We start from the raw sequence: 15,434 nt of genomic DNA on the forward strand, positions 1-15,434 counted from the left end.
GTCATGGGGATGCTCCTGTTTTGAGTGAAGGTTGCGAACCCCTCATCTCAAGACAGGACGCCCCGTTGCGCTATCCTGTTAGCTGTGCTGCCTGCCGCAGCGCCCTACCGCGCGAGCGGTTTAGTCCTTTGACCCAAAGCGGAAATTACGGATACTTATAAACATTCGGACGGACTACCTCTGCGGCAAATTCTACCCAATCGGCGATGTTTTGATCGCCTTCATGCCTCATCCAATCGTATCGTCGATATTTCGTCATTGACAGTCTGAGAAAATCAAGCGGGCACAGACCGTGCGAAATATCTGTGCCAGCATGAGGGTCGCGGACCTTGTGAACATCAATTGCAAGAATACCCAAGTTTAACTCAGCGCTTTTTCTAATCCCATAGAGTATCCACGGTTTCTTGTACGTCTCGTACCCAACCAACACCGCAACAACAGAGCATTCCCGAAGCTGGTCGTCGATCCAGTTGTTTATACCTCCTGCTCGTTGTGTTGCTTCTTCAAACTCGACAGCATCATAGAGCGGCAAAGACTCTCCTTTGCCGTGCAATTCCCAAGCGTCGCGCACCTGCCGGGCCGTCTGCAAATCGCGATCAAAATCGAAGCTGAAAAAGACGCGTTGTGGCATCGGAGAACCTCGCACTAGTCAGGTCCATACATATCCCTCTGCCAAAGGACAGCCAAGGGTGGCGCGAACGTCCGGCTCTGGCCCAAAGCAGACTCGCTGAAAGCCGGCCAGATGTCCCCTTCTGAGCGGAAATCGGACATCGCCGAGTACATTGCACTTTTCGGCTTTGAGTGACGCCCGAGCCTACCCCTTCACCGTCACCGCCCGCCCGATCACGGGCTGCGCCGCGACCGGCGGATTGGATGTTTGCGCGGCGAGTTCGCCGATCAGGCGGTCGGCGTCGGCTGCGATACCATCGGGCGTCTGGATCACCAGCCGCTCCAGCGCCCAGCGATACGACGAGATACGCCGCTCCAGGCATTGCTGGACCCACTGCACGATCAGCGTGTTCTCTTCCATGCGCGCGATCGCATCGGCCTGTTCGCGCGGCGACAGTTCCGACACCATCTTCAGGCTGGCGCTGCGCTTGCGGTCGAGTTCTATGACGCGGATGGCGGAGGCAAAGAACGGTTCGAACCTCGTGATGTCGTTGCGAACGTCCTCGATCAACTGCTGATAACGCGAGGTGTGCGAGCGGTGCGGCTCGTCGATCAAAGCGCGTCCGTAGGTGGTGCGGTCGAACACCACCTTCTGCCGCCATGGCGAGGGCAGCGGCTGGTAATCGCCGAACACACTCTTCCAGGCGGGCCGCGAATGCGGCGGTTCGATCAGGGGATAGGCGAGATCGCGAAGCTGGCGTTCGTTTTCGGTGAGTTGGAAATGCGAAGGTCTTAGGCCGACGCTGGCCGTTGCCTCGGCGCCGAGCCAGCGGTGCATGTCGTCGTTACGCATGTCGGCACGGGTGCGGCCGAAATCGCCGCCGCTGCAGCCGCCGAGCGCTGCACCCGCAACAAGCAGCATGAGAGCCGGGAGTGACCGAAGCCCGGGGGTCCGGATCGGGAGGTGCAGCTCCGGCATTTCAAACGTCCGTCGTTCAGGGGCGCCGACGGCGACGGCGACCGGGCGCCGTCCCCTCTTCCGGCCCGCGTCCGTCGCCGGTTTCGCCGGCTTCGCGTTCGATGCGGATAACGGGAAGGATCAGCACGGTTCCCAGGCCATCGCGTGGAGCGCCATCCATGGTTGAGCCCGGCCGTCGCGAAGCCGCATCCGCCGGAAATTCAATGATGGTGCCCATTCCGTTCTCTCTGGTTGCCGCGGTCACGATTTTGACCGGCGACATGCCATTATTCAGAACAGAACGTGGTTAACGGCATCTTAATTTGTGCAGTCGGTACAGTTACGGGTTTCGGACTCCATACCTCTCCGAACGTTCGCATTTTATCGGATTCCTTCACGGGCTGTTTTCCTTAACCAACTCTTAAAGTGCCTTAACGTAACCTGACGCGAGGGATTACCGAAGTCGCGTACACCTGCCATGACCGCAGCTCCATTGTTTCCGGGATTCGACGGGCTGATGACGCTCTCGCGCCGCGAGGGCGTCGATATCCGCCCGACCTTGCTGCGCGTGCTGACCGATCTTTATGTCCAGACCAGCGCCCATTCCGCCGATGAGGAGCGGCAGTTCGTCGAACTGACGTCCCGCCTGATCGGCCAGGTCGACGACGCCACCCGCGCGGCGGTGCGGGCGCGGCTCGCGATCTATCCGGCGACACCGGCCGAGGTCATGGACAGGCTCGGCCTGCGGCGTGCGCATCCCGGCGAGCCGCTGCCGCTTGCGGCTTCGATTGCCGCCGCTCCGACCGATGCGCCGACGGTGAAACCGCCGACCGAGGCGCAATTGCGAATGGCGTCCAACCTGGCAATGCGGCCCAACGATGCTGCCGAAATCAGCGATATGTTCTTCACGGCCGGTCCCGGCGAGCGCGCGCTGATCCTGCACAATCTCGCCGATACGCCGCTGAAGGCCTCGGCGCGAATTCCCGCAGCCCGCGCCGCCCGCGCGCTTCATATCCTGGAAATGGCCGCGTTCGCCGAGGACGCCGAAAACTTCGCGCTCGAACTCGGCGACGCCCTGATCCTGCCATCGCGGATCGCAACGCAAGTTGTCACTGATCCCGGCGGCGAGCCGCTGGCATGCGCAGCAAAGGCGCTCGACATGCCGAGCGCAATCTTCCAGCGCGTGCTGCTGTTCCTCAATCCGGAATTCGGCTCATCCGTGCATAACGTCTATCGCTTGTCGCGACTTTACGATCGTTTGAGCGAACGATCCGCGCTCGTCATGCTGGCCGCATGGCGCGGCTCGACCATGGCAGTCAGCCGCGCCAAATATCGCGCCGCGCTGTACGACGAAGAACGGCACCGCGCGCGTGCGGCGGGTTCGCACACACGTCCAGCGGTGCAGCCTGGAATCGCGCCGGCCATACGCACCGGCACCGACGGCTCGAAGCGCTAGGCGTTCGGCGCCTCTAGGCTTTGGCCAAATCGAGAAAGTGCCGCCCTGCGCGGTCTTCGGTCTCGACGATCCAGGCGTCGGGATCGAAACGGAGTTCCTTGGCGAGACGCTCCTCCACGGATTGCTCGGGCACCGGCTGCGGCGAGGCCGGCGCGAACAGCCGCTCGGCCGGGCGGCTCTCGTCATAGACGGTCTGCGGCGCAGGCGCATACAGCATGGCGTTGCCGTCGAGCAGCGCCACCTTGACGAAAACCGCCCCCGCCTCCTCAGCCCCGCGCTTGCGCACAGCGCCAAAAATTCCCTCATTCTGGCAGCGGCGCAGGTAAGCGGCCACCCAGATGCTTGATTTCAATCGCATGTGATCGACGATAGGCCGACGAGCGGACAGATGCTAGTCGATCGGGTGCCCGATCATCGCCGTGAGCTCCTTCACCAGCCGATCGGACATCTGGCCGGTCACCGGCAGCTTGCGGTCGCGTTCGAATTTCGAGATCGCGGCCTGGGTGTCCGCACCGACCGCGCCGGTCGGCTTCAACTGGCCGTAGCCATATTGCGTCAGTGCGCGCTGCACCGCCGCGACGCGGCGCGCGCCGGCGCTTTGCCCATTCGCCGGAATCGGCGCCGGCGGTCGCACCACATTGGAAGGGGCCGCGGCGGGCGCGCCGGTCGACTTGACCACCAGATTGGCCATCGGATCGGCGTTCTTGGAATCGTTGTTCCTGGTATCGTTGTTCCTGGGCTCGGCGTTCTTGATCTCGATGTGTTTGGGATCGGCGCCCCTCACCTCGACCGGCCTGATTTCCGGCGGATCAGAATCGACCGGCCTTGTTATTTCGAGCGGGCGCGGGCGCGGCAGCGGACTCACGACGGCAGCTTGCGGCGCCGGCAGCGTCACGACTGAGCCGAACATCGGCGAGGGATGGCGACCGGCCTGCAGGAACAGCGCGTTGGCGACAATGGCGCAGATTGCGGCAGCCGCGAGCAGGCCCGCGATCATGTCTTTCGGACTGTGCAGGAGAATGCGCATCACGAGGCCGCGCTCTTCCTCCGCTTCGATCGCAACCGCTTTCGCGCCGCGACGGCGGCGGCGCGGCATCTCGTCATCGTCGTCAATGCGCCTGGGCACGTTTCTTCACCTGATCGACTTCATCCTGAGATTCGGGATCCTGAGATTCGGGTCGCAGCGCCGGCTTCAGCGTCGCGACGTTGTTCGAAGTGGTCAGCGAAGGCGCAAAGTCAAGGGGCAAGGTAACAGCCACCGTGGTACCCTCGCCGAGCCTGCTCTGCACGTTCATCTCGCCGTTGTGCAATCCAACCAGACCCTTGACGATCGACAGGCCGAGGCCGGTGCCTTCGTGCTTGCGCTGATAGGTCTTGCCGGCCTGGAAGAACGGATCGCCGATCCGCGCGAGATCCTCGGCGGCGATACCGACCCCGGTATCGGTGACACTCAGCATCAGCCGCGATCCCTCGACCGCGGCGGAAACCGTCACGCTGCCGCCCCGCTCGGTGAACTTGATGGCGTTGGTGATGAGGTTCAGCGCGATCTGCTTGAACGCGCGGGGATCGCCGTTCATCACGGGCAAGTCCTCCGCTGCTCGGGTGATCAGATCGACGCCGTTGTCGCGCGCCTTCAGCGCCAGCAAATTGCAGCAGTGCAACAGTGCCGCGCGCGGCGCGAACGGCTCCGGCGAAATTTCGAAATTGCCGGTTTCCATCTTGGACATGTCGAGGATGCCGTTGACGACCGACAACAGATGCTGGCCGGAATCGTTGATCAACTGCGCATATTCCCTGCGGCGCGCGGCGTCGATCATCATCGCCTCTTCGTGCACGATCATCTCGGAGAAGCCGATGATGGCGTTCAGCGGCGTGCGCAGTTCGTGGCTCATGGTAGCCAGGAACCGCGTCTTGGAGGCATCCGCCTGCTCGGCGGCGGTGCGCGCCGTTTCAAGGGCCTGCTCCTGGATCTTGCGGTCGGTGACGTCGCGCATCACGGCGACGACCTCGGCCTCGGGCGAAACCTGCTCGAGCGGTCGGCAACGCATCTCGACCCAGATAAAATCGGCGGAAGCGTTCTGGCCGCGGCCCGCGTCGCGGCGCAGGCGGAATTCGACGCTGCGCTGCTCGCTGCCGCGCGCTGCATCCGACAGGGCCGTGAGATAGGCCGGACGATCGGCAACATGGACGCGGTCGAACAGCCCATGGCCGGTGAGCCGGGCGCCCGGCGTACCGAGCATGGCTTCCGCCGCCGGCGAAATGAACTCCACGGCGCCGCTGCGGTTGTGACGCGAAATAACGTCGCTCATGTTTCGCGCAAGCAGACGGTAGCGGTCTTCCTCGAGATAGAGCAGCGACACGGAAGTACGCGCCAGCGATTCCGCGCTAACGGCCAGTCCTGCCGCATAGAGCGTCGCCGAAGCAACGCCGGCACCCATCAGGACGCCGCGCAGCGCCGCGTTCGGCTCCGCCATCGGCAGCAGGTGAAAATGCCCGAGCGCGATCAGCGCGACGGCGCATGACAGCGCAAGCGCAGAGGCAAACAAGACCACGCGGCGCGAGGCCGACAGCGCCGCTTCCAGGGGAACGACGATGAGCCAGACCGCGGCGAACGATTCGATACCGCCGGTGGTCACGGCGACCATCATGACAAGGCCCGCCAGCGCCAGCGCGGACAGCATATGCGCGCCCTCGTAGCGGCCGGTGCGCGACAGGAACCAGGACAACAGGATGGGTGCGATCAGCCAGCCGAAGGCGGCGACCTCGAGCGCCGTGGGCGCCCCGCGCATCGCCAGATAGACCGGAAAGGCCGCGAGCGCCACCAGGCTGCCGAGCAGCCGCGGCGCGATGAAAGTGCGATGACGTGCACGCGTCAGCGCATCATATCGTGCCGAGGGATGCAGCAGCGCATCGAGACAATCGCGGATGATACTCAAAACAATCACGGCTCTCGCGCTTCGGCTTGTTCGTCAGACAGACGCGCCGGAACGCCCCCTTATCTTTGCGCCACCGTGTCAGAGTGAGCTTAAGCGAACGCTAAGGCCCGGCGCATGGCCGACCCACAACGCGCATCCGCGGAGGTTTGACGTCTCACGCGACGGTCATTCGACCCGGATGGTGAACGACAGGTTTCCAGCGCGATCGAACTATGGTTTCGAAATGGTGGATGCGCGAGCGGCGCGAATTTTCGCGCGGCGGTGGTCGTCAATCGAAAATTTACGCCGAATCGAATCGTTGCGGTTTTCAGAAAATTTTCGGCGATTTTACCTCAATGCAAACACTTGCGATTTATCGAGGGCTGTTAGTCAAAAACAAAGCCAGCGGACTTAACCGCAACACAACCATAAGACACGACCGGGGTCGCGAGATGTTTTTTCTGCTTCGCATGGCATTCTGGCTCGGGCTCGTGCTCGTGCTGTTGCCCAGAGAAAAGACGCCTGAATCGGACAAGGTGCCGCAGATCGGCGCGTCCGAGGCCGTATCGGCTGCGACCGCCGCCGTCTCCGACATGGGTCAGTTCTGCAAGCGCCAGCCGGCGGCCTGCGAGGTCGGTGGCCAGGCCGCCACGGCGCTCGGCCAGCGCGCCCAGGACGGCGCCCGCCAATTGTACAAGATCATCACCGACAAGAAGCCCGAGCCGCCCGCCGTCCCGGACAAGAAGCCCGACCATACCAGTTCGATCGGCACCGCCGGCGACGCCGAGGCGGTAACCGCGGCCGCCTCGCCCACTGATGCGCTGACGGAGGACGATATGGCGATCGAATGGCGGATGCCGCGGATGCCGTTGGCTTCAAAATAAGGCCGCGGAACCGGTTCCGTTTCCGTCGCTTTCGTTCAATCCGCATCCTATATAAGACTTACGAGAACGGACGCGGGCCAAGATGACGATCGACGAAATCAGGGACAATTTCGAACTGCTTGACGAGTGGGACGACCGCTACCGGTACGTCATCGAACTCGGCCGCACCCTCGACCCGATGCCGGAGGCCGAGCATTCCACCGAGAACAAGGTCAATGGCTGCGTCAGCCAGGTCTGGCTTTCCAGGCAGATCGACCGCAGCGGCAACGGCGAACCGAGGCTGAAATATCTGGGCGACAGCGACGCTCACATCGTGCGCGGCCTGATCGCGATTCTGCTCACGCTCTATTCCGGCCGCACGCCGCAGCACATCCTTTCAACCGATGCGCTCGCGGTATTCGACGAATTCGGATTCCGCGAGCACCTGACGCCGCAGCGTTCCAACGGCCTACGCTCCATGGTCGAGCGCATCCGCTCCGACGCGCGCGAGGCGCTTGCCGCGGCCTCGTAGATACGGTCGCATTGACCGGGCTTACTTCCGCTTCCGCGCCTGCTGGCCAAGTCCCATCTTCTTGGCGAGTTGCGAACGCGCCACCGCGTAGTTCGGCGCCACCATGGGATAATCCGGCGGCAGCCCCCATTTGTCGCGGTATTGCTCCGGCGTCATGTTGTACTGCGTGCGCAGATGGCGCTTCAGCGACTTGAAGCGCTTGCCGTCCTCCAGACAGACCAGATATTCCGGCGTCATCGACTTCTTCACCGACACGGCCGGCTTGGCTGGCTCGAGCGGCGTCTCGGGCCGGCCGCTCGACACCCGCATCAGCGCGGCATGGACTTGGCTGATCAAGTTCGGGATTTCCGAGGCCTGGGTCGGATTGTTGCTGAGATAGGCCGATACGATATTGGCAGTCAGTTCGACGGGCGTCTTGCCTGCGGGATCGGTCATGGCTCAACCTTCTGGGATCACGATGCATCTGTACGGTTCGGACAGTATCCAACCGCGCCTATACACCGGCGGCATCTTGTACAACTTGGCGTATATGAACGAAGTGCCGGGAAATTGACAAGAACGGCGCCGCTTTATTTCCAATAGTCGCCGCCCGACAAGTATTGCCGGTTCAGGACCGCTGATCGAGATGCGCGCGCAGTTCGTCGATCGAGGCGAAGCGCATCATCCCCTCCGGCATCTGGGCCTCGATCGAACCGTCGGAGTAGAGGGAATAGGCCATGCCATCGACGACGCCGGACTTCAGCACTGTCACCGCCGGCTGATCCTCCGTGCGCGGCGGTCCGCCATTGGTTTCCGCGAACGCCGGGGGAGTGCGGCCGCCGCGGCGTTGCAGCGGGGTTTCGCCGGATCTTGCGCGCTCCGCTTTCGGCCAGGCATCCTCGAACGACGCCCGTGGCGGTTCGTCCGGCTCGGCCGGCGGCACGGCGGGTGGGTTGGAACGAAGGTCCGATGACAGAAGGTCCGGCGGCAGCGGCTCACTGGCGCGCCCCTGCGCGCGCTCGCGCTCTCTTCGCGACGTCGAGGAAAACAGCAAATTGCGTTTCGGTTTCGGAGCCGATGGTGGCGGTTCGGGGTGTGTCGGCTCCGGGATCGGGTGATCGCGCAGGACAGCCTCGTTCTGCCAAGGCGGCGGCGCTGCTGGCGAGAAAGGCGGCGGTGCCGTTGGGGAGAACGGTCCGGGACCAGTGGACTGTTCGGCAGCCGGGAAACCGCCGCCGAAGGCAGCGGAATCCCGCGTCGCGGCAGCAGGAAGCACCGACCGCACCGCGGCCTCGCCGCGCGCTTCAGCCATACTGGCGCCGAGCCGCCGCGCAACGGTCTTCAGCTCGCGGACCGCGATCCAGAGCGCGAGCATGATCGCGCCGGTGCAGACGCCGATTACGCCAGCGATGATCAGCGTGTTGCCGGTGCTGAATTCCTTGATCGGGATCCCGAAGCCGATCGCCAGCAGCCCCGACAAAACGAGGCCGATCCCGGCGACCAACATAACAACCATCATTGAACTAACCCCTCAGCCGCGCCCGAAACGCTCGCAAGCCGCCCAACGCCACGATACCGTCATATTGTGCGCATCGCCACCCCGCCAATTGCACACTGGGTTCCGCATGGCGTTGTTCGGTTGCAGGAATCCTTTCTCGCAGGTGTTTCGTGCCATTCAGGTGCCGTTCACTCCAGCGCCCGTAACTTTACCGTCTACCAATTACTGCCCTTTTGTTGCATTGCATCAGGGATTTACGCCACAATTCCCAATTACTTGGTAATGGAACTGCGCTATATGGGTACCCGGGGAATGAGGCTCAAGAATATCCACGCTGGGCCATAGGGGACGCTGGGTTACCAATCGCCATGTCATCCATTACGACTTCTGCTCTCGATACGCCTGCGCGGCGCTCGATGGAGCGGACCTGTGACGACCTCGCCATCTTCGCGTTGGCCGTTGTCACGCTCGTTGCTGGCCTGACCTTCCGCGACTATGGACTGGGCTGGGACGACTACACGCACGCCGAATATGCCGATCTGCTGCTGCGGATGTACGGTTCCGGTTTCAAGGACACCGGCGCGCTGTCGTTCGCCAATCTCTACATGTATGGCGGCGGCTTCGACATGGCGGCGGCCCTGCTGCACAAGATCATTCCGCTCGAATTGTTCGAAACGCGCCGCCTGCTCGGCGCCGTCGTCGGGCTGATCGGCCTTGCCGTGACCTGGCGGCTGGCGCGGCGCGTCGGCGGCCCGCTCGCCGGGCTCGCGACGCTGCTGCTGCTGGCGCTGTGCCCGACCTTCTACGGGCACATGTTCATGAACCCGAAGGACGCGCCGTTTGCCGTCTCGATGGTGATCCTGATCCTGGGTCTGGTGCGCCTCGCCGAGGAGTATCCCTCGCCCTCACCGCGTACCATCCTGATCATAGGCCTCGGCGCCGGCCTTTCGATCGGCTGTCGGATTCTCGGCGGGCTGGCGATGGTCTATGCGATGGTGGGCTTCGTCCCGCTGTTGATCGAGGACGTTCGCACGCAAGGTTCGCGCGAGGCGATCCGCCGCTTCGCCCATGTCGTGTACGTCCTGGTCCCGGGGCTCGTGTTTGGATACCTGATCATGGGCCTGGTGTGGCCGTGGTCGATCATGGAGCCCGGCCATCCGTTCCAGGCGCTGACCTATTTCTCGCATTTCTTCGAAAAGCCCTGGAAGGAAATGTTCGACGGCGCGCTGGTCTCGGTGCCCGACATGCCGTGGTCCTACTTGCCGACGCTGTTTGCGCTGCAGCTTCCCGAGATATTGCTCGCGCTTCTGTTCGCTGGCGTCGTCGGCACCTTCATGTCGCTGTCGCGCGTGGACGTGACAGCGCGCCGCAAGACCATCTTCCTGATGCTGACGCTGGCGGCCAGCCTGCCGCTGGTGATCGCGATGGTGAAGCGGCCGGCGCTCTACAACGGCATCCGACATTTCGTTTTCGTGATCCCGCCGATGGCCGTGCTAGCCGGCGCATCGTTCGCCTGGGGTATGAACTGGCTGAAGAACAATCACCGCCGCTGGCAACCGGCCGCACTGGCGGTGTTCACGTTCGGCCTGCTGCTGCCACTCAGCGAGATGATCCGCCTGCACCCTTATGAATACACCCATTTCAATCACATTGCCGGCACGGTTCGCGGCGCCGACAAGATGTTTATGCTGGATTACTGGGGGCTGGCGCTGAAGCAGGCTTCCGACGGTCTGCGCGAGGAGCTGGTCGAACGGCAGGAATTTCCTCCACTGGGACGCAAGTGGAAGGTCGCGGTGTGCGGCCCGCAGCGCCCGGCGCAGGTAGCGCTCGGCCCGGACTTCACGATCGGCTGGGACAGCCAGTCCGCCGATTTCGCGATGACGCTGGGCGAGTTCTACTGCAAAGGCCTCACTGCGCCGGTCATGGTGGAAATCAAGCGCGACGACGTCGTGTTCGCGCGCGTCTACGACATCCGCGGCCGCGCCATCTCGACGCTGTTGGCGATTCCGGCGCCCTGATCCCGCATAACAGCCGCGCCCGGCCGCGCCTTGTTGCTGAGCTGCCGCAGGGCTAAGGTCGCTCTCGAAAATCAACAATTCCCGAGCGCACGAAAGGTTATGGCGGCGTGACCGTACTGGTGACCGGCAGTTCCGGCCATCTCGGCGAGGCGCTGATGCGTACGCTGCAGGCGCAGCGGCGCAAGGCCATCGGCATTGACGTTCTGCCCGGCGTGTTTACGCACCATTTGGGCTCGATTACTGACCGCGCTTTCGTGCGCCATTGCATGAAGGGCGCCACGACCGTGCTGCACGCCGCGACGCTGCACAAGCCGCATGTGGCGACCCACAGCCGCCAGGAATTTATCGACGTCAACATATCAGGCACGCTTAATCTGCTCGAAGAGGCCGCCGCAGCCGGCGTCACGACGTTCGTCTACACCAGCACCACCAGCGTCTTCGGCGAGGCGCTGGTGCCACCGCCGGGCGAGCCGGCGGCCTGGATCACCGAAGATGTCACGGCGGTGCCGAAAAATATCTATGGCGTCACCAAGGCTGCCGCGGAGGATCTGTGCCAGCTCTTTGCACGCAATCACGCGCTTCGCACCGTCGTGCTGCGCACCTCGCGCTTCTTCCCTGAAGAGGATGACAATCGCGCGACGCGCGAGGCCTACACCGACGCCAACATCAAGACCAACGAGTTCCTCTATCGCCGCGTCGATATCGAAGACGTGGTCAGCGCGCATCTGATGGCGGCCGACCGTGCGCCATCGGCCGGTTTCGCGAAATACATCATCAGTGCCACCACACCATTCTCGCGGAACGACACGGCGGAACTGCGCAACGACGCGCCGCGGGTGGTCCGCCGTTACGTGCCGGAGTTTGAGGCTGAATTTGCGCGGCGCGGCTGGACGATGATTCCAGGCATCGATCGCGTCTACGTCAACGACCGCGCGCGTGCCGAACTCGGCTGGCAACCGCGCCACGATTTCCGCGCGCTGATTGCGCGGCTGCCGGCCGGCGATGATATCCGCAGTCCACTCGCGCGGGAGATCGGCAGCAAGGGCTATCACGACCGCGTCTTTCGCGAGGGACCCTACCCGGTAGAGTGAGCGCGGCGAGAGTATCGGGTGGACAAGCTGCGCGGATGCGCTAAACTGCCTGTCACACACCCTCTACACGTCTCGGAATCAAAACGTCGTCCAATCCCGGGCGGCGTTTTTATTTGGGCGTATCGTAGGGTGGGCAAAGCGAAGCGTGCCCACAATTCAAACCAATCGCGCGGAGAGAGTGGTGGGCACGGCGCAAGAGCGCCTTTGCCCACCCTACCGCTCGGAATCAAAACGCCGTCCAATCCCGGGCGGCGCTTTTATTATGGATGCCAGGAATTCAGCGCGGCGTACACGACCCCGAGAACGATGCTGTAAGTCAGGAGCATCATCAGCGAAAACAAAGCGGGCTCGAGGCCGAGGTCGAGCGCGGTGGCGAACAGCCCCAACCCCAACAGGGGGAAGAATATGAATCCCATCAGGACCCAGCCGAAGATTCCGAACGTCGCTCCCTTGGCCGCGCCGCCTTTGCCGGGCAGCCACGGGTAAACCCGCCCGAAAAGGAAACCGAGAATCGTCGCACCGTTCAAGAACGAGAGCGCCCAGGGAATCAATGGATGGACCCGACCGCCCGTGAGACGACCAAGCGCAACCTGCAGGTTTTCGTAGGGTTGAAAGGCAGGAAGCAGTCCAGTCCGCGATTTCAAGTACATCAAAAGCGTATGAGCGGCGCTACCGCAGAAACCTGCGATAGCCGCTTTCCATATCCAATGCCCGGCCATGCGCCGCGCTAGCGCGGCGTCTCCGCGAACGCGCCCAGGATCCGCGCCCAGGAGCGGATGCCCTTGTGATAGCTCTTCAGGTCGTACTTCTCGTTCGGCGAATGGATGTTGTCGTCGTCGAGGCCGAAGCCGACCAGCACGGTGTCGAGGCCGAGCGTGCGCTTGAAATCGGCGACGATCGGGATCGAGGCGCCGGAACCGATCAGGAGCGCTTCCTTGCCCCACTCGTCCGTCAGCGCGCGCTTGGCGGCCGCCAGCGGCTTCATGTTCCAGTCGAGCGCGATCGCCGGCGCGTTGGAATGGTCGGTGAACTCGGCCTTGCAGTCGGCAGGCACGCGCGCCCGGACATAGTCGCGGAAGGCTTTGCGGATCTTTTCCGGGTCTTGCCCCTCCACCAGCCGGAACGAAACCTTGGCCGAAGCTTCCGCCGGGATTACCGTTTTGGAGCCCTCGCCGGTATAGCCGCCGATGATGCCGTTGATGTCACAGGTCGGGCGCGAGGAAACCTGCTCGATCAGCAGGCGATCCTTTTCACCGGCCGGAATGGAAAGACCGATCGGCTTCAGGAATGACTCCGGCGTGAGGTTCAGGTTCTTCCACTGCGCCAGGATATCCGGCGGCAGGTCTTTTACGCCATCGTAGAATCCGGGAATGGTGATGTGGCCGTTCTCGTCATGCAGGCCGCCGAGAATGTTGGTCAGTACCCGGATCGGGTTGCGCGCGCCGCCGCCGAAAATGCCGGAATGCAGGTCGCGATTGGCCGCCTTGATCTTGACCTCGTCATAGACGAGCCCGCGCAGCGAAGTCGTGATCGCCGGCGTGTTCTGATCCCACATGCCGGTGTCGCAGACCAGTGCGAAGTCGGCCTTCAGATCAGCCTTGTTCGCTTCCAGGAACGGCACGAAGTTTTTCGATCCGATTTCCTCCTCGCCCTCGATGATGATCGTGATGTCGACCGGCAGCGACCCTGTGACCTTCTTCCAGGCGCGGCAGGCCTCGACGAAAGTCATCAACTGGCCCTTGTCGTCCTCCGCGCCGCGCGCGACGATAATCTTGCGGCCGTCGGCATGGTCGGTGACAACGGGCTCGAATGGCGGCCGGTGCCACAGATTGAGCGGATCGACGGGCTGCACATCGTAATGCCCGTAGAACAGGACGTGCGGCCGGCCGTCGCCGCTGCCGTTCGCCTTGTCGTTGTCCTTGGCAACGATCGCGGGATGCCCCGCCGTCGGCCTCACCTCGGCCTTGAAGCCGAGTGTCGCGATATCCTTCGCCAGATGATCGGCGGCCGCCTTGCAATCGCCGGCAAAAGCCGGATCGGCCGAGATCGACTTGATCCGCAACAGCGCGAACAGCCGTTCGAGGCTGTTGTCGAAATCAGCGTCGATGTGATCGAGGACCGGCTGGATCTTGGCGTTCGACATGGCTTATTATCCCTGGCTGTGAGCCTTGTTGTTAGCGTCAAGTTGTAGCTTGCCCGTGGCCTGAGGCAAGACAACGTCTTCGGCAGGCGGACGCAATATGTGCCAGACCAGCCCCGCCACGAGCAGAATGGTAGCGGCGAGATTGTTGCCATAGGCCTGCAGATCAACCGGAAACAGCGGCAGCGACAGGCACAGCAAGCCGCCCGCAATGGCAAGCAACGCCCAAGTTCCGGTTTTGACCGCCGGGCGCGGATCGTAAGCGGCGCGGTGGACCAAAACAGTGATCGGGAAGAACAGCCACAGGAAGTAGTATTGTCGGGCCAGCGGCGAAGCGACCGTGATCAGGCAAAATAGGATGCCGATCTCTTCCGCATCCGACCGTTCCGTGCGGCGCGAGGCCGGCGGCATGATAGCAAGATAGCCGAGCCCGATCGCGAGCGAGATCGCCACGACGATCCAGTTCGCCGTCCTGAAATCGACGTCGATGATGTTCATCGTGCGCACGGGTTTGGCCGGATTGTCCTGGTTGTAGTTGACCGGCCGCGTCAGCCGGTGCGTCACCGCGATGACCGACTGGTTGACCCACGACCAGTTCTGCGCGTCGCGCTGCCCGAACCCCTTCTCCGAACTCGAACCCACCATGCCCTGGTACCAGGTCCTCAGTTCCGTAAAATTGTGCTGGAAGCCGCGAAACGGCGCCGGCAGCACGAACAGGAACAGGCCGATGAAAACCAGCATGCTCGCGGCTGCCGCCCACTGTCGTCGCCACACCAGATAGGGCAACACCGCGACCGGAAACACCTTGATCGCGGTAGCGAGCGCAAACATGCTTCCCGCCATCCAGCCGCGGTGATCGCGCAGCAGCCAGAACCCGTAGAGCATCAGCGCCAGCAGCACGAGATTGGGCTGGCCGAGGTCGAACATGTCGAACACGAAGGTGACGGTGACCAAGCCAGGCAGTGCTTCCAGCCATGGCCCGGGCTTCTTCCCCGATCCCGCCATCGCGTGCGATAATTGCGCCGTTATCCACCATGCGGCGATGTTGAGAAACGACAGGATGAGATAAAGCGGGATCTTGCCGAAAAAGCTCGGGATCGCCAGCAGCACCGCCGGTAACGGCGGATAGATGAATTCGAAATAGGCGGCGGGGTCGTCAGGGTAAAGATTCTTGCCCTGCAGCACTTGCTGACCTGCCCAGAACCAGAGCGGATAGTCCTTGGTCTTGCCGTTGCCCCAGATTTCCGGGACCAGCACGTCGGCGGTCAGCGCGATGCAACATACCAGAAACAGCAGATCGAGCGGCCTTCGCAGCGATGGATATCTCAGCACACGCTCGTTCCGGATTCAGAGGAGATTACGTCGCGGATCTTCA

16 protein-coding genes are annotated in these 15,434 nt (G+C 62.9%); 5 read left to right on the forward strand and 11 right to left on the reverse strand.

All coding sequences use genetic code 11. The annotated features are described in order from the left end of the window. Window positions 1-145: 145 nt before the first annotated feature. From LMTR3_RS06060 to LMTR3_RS06070, 3 genes are all read right to left on the reverse strand, one after another. Entirely contained in the window at window positions 146-631 is a 486-nt protein-coding gene (locus LMTR3_RS06060; protein WP_065744190.1) for a TIR domain-containing protein, read from the reverse strand. Between the two features lie 183 nt (window positions 632-814). Next, window positions 815-1,588: a hypothetical protein gene (locus tag LMTR3_RS06065; RefSeq protein ID WP_065744191.1), complete on the reverse strand. Its 774-nt coding sequence runs from the start codon at window positions 1,586-1,588 to the stop codon at window positions 815-817. A 16-nt stretch (window positions 1,589-1,604) separates the two neighbouring features. Then, window positions 1,605-1,805 (reverse strand): hypothetical protein, encoded by a 201-nt coding sequence (locus LMTR3_RS06070; protein ID WP_065744319.1) that lies wholly within the window; start codon window positions 1,803-1,805, stop codon window positions 1,605-1,607. A 240-nt stretch (window positions 1,806-2,045) separates the two neighbouring features. Here LMTR3_RS06070 and LMTR3_RS06075 point away from each other — a divergent pair, with 240 nt between their 5' ends. Beyond that, on the forward strand, window positions 2,046-3,023 hold the full coding sequence (locus tag LMTR3_RS06075; protein ID WP_065744192.1) for a DUF2336 domain-containing protein: 978 nt from the start codon (window positions 2,046-2,048) through the stop codon (window positions 3,021-3,023). 13 nt (window positions 3,024-3,036) lie between these two features. Here LMTR3_RS06075 and LMTR3_RS06080 read toward each other — a convergent pair whose 3' ends face one another. The 3 genes from LMTR3_RS06080 to LMTR3_RS06090 are packed head-to-tail and all read right to left on the reverse strand — an operon-like array spanning window position 3,037 to window position 5,968. Next, window positions 3,037-3,381 (reverse strand): DUF1491 family protein, encoded by a 345-nt coding sequence (locus LMTR3_RS06080; RefSeq protein ID WP_028348916.1) that lies wholly within the window; start codon window positions 3,379-3,381, stop codon window positions 3,037-3,039. A gap of 33 nt (window positions 3,382-3,414) precedes the next feature. Next, window positions 3,415-4,149 (reverse strand): peptidoglycan-binding domain-containing protein, encoded by a 735-nt coding sequence (locus LMTR3_RS06085; protein WP_141686491.1) that lies wholly within the window; start codon window positions 4,147-4,149, stop codon window positions 3,415-3,417. After that, a complete protein-coding gene (locus LMTR3_RS06090) occupies window positions 4,133-5,968 on the reverse strand; it encodes an ATP-binding protein (protein WP_065744193.1) in 1,836 nt (611 codons plus the stop codon). The genes LMTR3_RS06085 and LMTR3_RS06090 overlap by 17 nt, the downstream gene beginning before the upstream one ends. A 422-nt stretch (window positions 5,969-6,390) precedes the next feature. On the opposite strand from LMTR3_RS06090, the gene LMTR3_RS06095 reads away from it, so the two are divergent. Next, the gene (locus LMTR3_RS06095; RefSeq protein ID WP_065744321.1) at window positions 6,391-6,822 is read left to right on the forward strand and encodes a DUF5330 domain-containing protein; all 432 of its coding nucleotides are present in this window, start codon (window positions 6,391-6,393) and stop codon (window positions 6,820-6,822) included. 82 nt (window positions 6,823-6,904) lie between these two features. Continuing rightward, window positions 6,905-7,333 carry a SufE family protein gene (locus LMTR3_RS06100; protein WP_065744194.1) on the forward strand — a complete coding sequence of 143 codons (429 nt, stop codon included), beginning with the start codon at window positions 6,905-6,907 and terminating at the stop codon, window positions 7,331-7,333. 21 nt (window positions 7,334-7,354) lie between these two features. Here LMTR3_RS06100 and LMTR3_RS06105 read toward each other — a convergent pair whose 3' ends face one another. Both LMTR3_RS06105 and LMTR3_RS06110 read right to left on the reverse strand, forming a co-directional pair. Further along, window positions 7,355-7,768, reverse strand: a complete 414-nt coding sequence (locus LMTR3_RS06105) for a Ros/MucR family transcriptional regulator (RefSeq protein ID WP_065728006.1) — start codon at window positions 7,766-7,768, stop codon at window positions 7,355-7,357. A gap of 172 nt (window positions 7,769-7,940) precedes the next feature. Next, window positions 7,941-8,831 (reverse strand): hypothetical protein, encoded by an 891-nt coding sequence (locus tag LMTR3_RS06110; protein ID WP_065744195.1) that lies wholly within the window; start codon window positions 8,829-8,831, stop codon window positions 7,941-7,943. 347 nt (window positions 8,832-9,178) lie between these two features. Here LMTR3_RS06110 and LMTR3_RS06115 point away from each other — a divergent pair, with 347 nt between their 5' ends. Then, window positions 9,179-10,828: a glycosyltransferase family 39 protein gene (locus LMTR3_RS06115; RefSeq protein ID WP_065744196.1), complete on the forward strand. Its 1,650-nt coding sequence runs from the start codon at window positions 9,179-9,181 to the stop codon at window positions 10,826-10,828. 107 nt (window positions 10,829-10,935) lie between these two features. Beyond that, window positions 10,936-11,919 carry an NAD-dependent epimerase/dehydratase family protein gene (locus LMTR3_RS06120; RefSeq protein WP_065744197.1) on the forward strand — a complete coding sequence of 328 codons (984 nt, stop codon included), beginning with the start codon at window positions 10,936-10,938 and terminating at the stop codon, window positions 11,917-11,919. Window positions 11,920-12,179: 260 nt separating this feature from the next. Here the strand turns inward: LMTR3_RS06120 and LMTR3_RS06125 are convergent, their stop codons facing one another. The 3 genes from LMTR3_RS06125 to LMTR3_RS06135 are packed head-to-tail and all read right to left on the reverse strand — an operon-like array spanning window position 12,180 to window position 15,391. After that, window positions 12,180-12,638 carry a DUF6789 family protein gene (locus tag LMTR3_RS06125; protein ID WP_065744198.1) on the reverse strand — a complete coding sequence of 153 codons (459 nt, stop codon included), beginning with the start codon at window positions 12,636-12,638 and terminating at the stop codon, window positions 12,180-12,182. A gap of 8 nt (window positions 12,639-12,646) precedes the next feature. Beyond that, the gene (locus tag LMTR3_RS06130) at window positions 12,647-14,062 is read right to left on the reverse strand and encodes a M20/M25/M40 family metallo-hydrolase (protein WP_065744199.1); all 1,416 of its coding nucleotides are present in this window, start codon (window positions 14,060-14,062) and stop codon (window positions 12,647-12,649) included. A 6-nt stretch (window positions 14,063-14,068) separates the two neighbouring features. Beyond that, window positions 14,069-15,391, reverse strand: coding sequence for a glycosyltransferase family 87 protein (locus LMTR3_RS06135; RefSeq protein ID WP_245319778.1), 1,323 nt, complete (start codon window positions 15,389-15,391; stop codon window positions 14,069-14,071). Window positions 15,392-15,434: the final 43 nt, after the last annotated feature.

The organism is Bradyrhizobium sp. LMTR 3 (assembly GCF_001693485.1).
Classification (GTDB): domain Bacteria; phylum Pseudomonadota; class Alphaproteobacteria; order Rhizobiales; family Xanthobacteraceae; genus Bradyrhizobium.

Excerpts from the sequence above, each read along its gene's own strand:
- LMTR3_RS06110 (WP_065744195.1), bottom strand. The coding sequence starts at position 8,831 with ATGATGGTTGTTATGTTGGTCGCCGGGATCGGCCTCGTTTTGTCGGGG.
- LMTR3_RS06080 (WP_028348916.1), bottom strand. The coding sequence starts at position 3,381 with ATGCGATTGAAATCAAGCATCTGGGTGGCCGCTTACCTGCGCCGCTGC.
- LMTR3_RS06115 (WP_065744196.1), top strand. The coding sequence starts at position 9,179 with ATGTCATCCATTACGACTTCTGCTCTCGATACGCCTGCGCGGCGCTCG.
- LMTR3_RS06130 (WP_065744199.1), bottom strand. The coding sequence starts at position 14,062 with ATGTCGAACGCCAAGATCCAGCCGGTCCTCGATCACATCGACGCTGAT.
- LMTR3_RS06070 (WP_065744319.1), bottom strand. The coding sequence starts at position 1,805 with ATGGGCACCATCATTGAATTTCCGGCGGATGCGGCTTCGCGACGGCCG.
- LMTR3_RS06095 (WP_065744321.1), top strand. The coding sequence starts at position 6,391 with ATGTTTTTTCTGCTTCGCATGGCATTCTGGCTCGGGCTCGTGCTCGTG.
- LMTR3_RS06125 (WP_065744198.1), bottom strand. The coding sequence starts at position 12,638 with ATGGCCGGGCATTGGATATGGAAAGCGGCTATCGCAGGTTTCTGCGGT.
- LMTR3_RS06065 (WP_065744191.1), bottom strand. The coding sequence starts at position 1,588 with ATGCCGGAGCTGCACCTCCCGATCCGGACCCCCGGGCTTCGGTCACTC.
- LMTR3_RS06060 (WP_065744190.1), bottom strand. The coding sequence starts at position 631 with ATGCCACAACGCGTCTTTTTCAGCTTCGATTTTGATCGCGATTTGCAG.
- LMTR3_RS06100 (WP_065744194.1), top strand. The coding sequence starts at position 6,905 with ATGACGATCGACGAAATCAGGGACAATTTCGAACTGCTTGACGAGTGG.
- LMTR3_RS06105 (WP_065728006.1), bottom strand. The coding sequence starts at position 7,768 with ATGACCGATCCCGCAGGCAAGACGCCCGTCGAACTGACTGCCAATATC.
- LMTR3_RS06075 (WP_065744192.1), top strand. The coding sequence starts at position 2,046 with ATGACCGCAGCTCCATTGTTTCCGGGATTCGACGGGCTGATGACGCTC.